This is a genomic window from Dellaglioa sp. CoH-56-MRSF-13, assembly GCF_056782095.1.
Map to the genome: position 1 here is coordinate 1 of NZ_JBXAYC010000040.1, position 554 is coordinate 554.

At 56.1% G+C, this 554-nt stretch carries 1 protein-coding gene; it reads left to right on the plus strand.

Annotated elements, in window-relative coordinates; translation table 11 throughout:
- Positions 1-284: 284 nt before the first annotated feature.
- Positions 285-554, plus strand: a 270-nt coding sequence (locus tag AC1RP1_RS07745) for a hypothetical protein (protein ID WP_481762681.1), incomplete at its 3' end; no start/stop codon positions are given.

Here is a 554-nt window from a genome sequence, read left to right on the forward strand (position 1 = left end):
ATCTAGCATTCCCATCCGGTCTGTACACATGTTACTGGAACGGGCCGTTCGGCAACCCGCACAACACGCCAGCCGATCAGGGCATTCCCGGTACAGGCACTTCGTTCCACCTCCTGCAGATTTGTCCTGAGCGCGGAGGTGGAACAGGTGGCGGTTCGGTGACCCAAATGTGGTATCCAATTGGACAGGGAGACGGTGGTCCTCCGGTATGCTGGCGTGTCTGCTCTTCGGGCTCTTGGGGTCCTTGGTACCAGCTGAGCATTATCGGTAAGGCTGGTGGAGGTATGTCGCTCAATGTTATCGACAACTCCATAACGTCGGGCACAGGAACGTTCACGTGGACCGGTTCGAGTGCGCCTGCGGGCTTCGGCCAACCGCTGACTAAATCAGGCTTCATGCATCTGTGGGTTATCGATGATAACGCCAACACCACCACGGTACGCCACAATGGCAACATCGTATCGGAGAACACAAAGAACGGTGGTTCTGGTTACGGGCGTCGTCACCATGACTTCGTAGCATTCAACGCGGGTGACACTGTTCAGTGGATAACG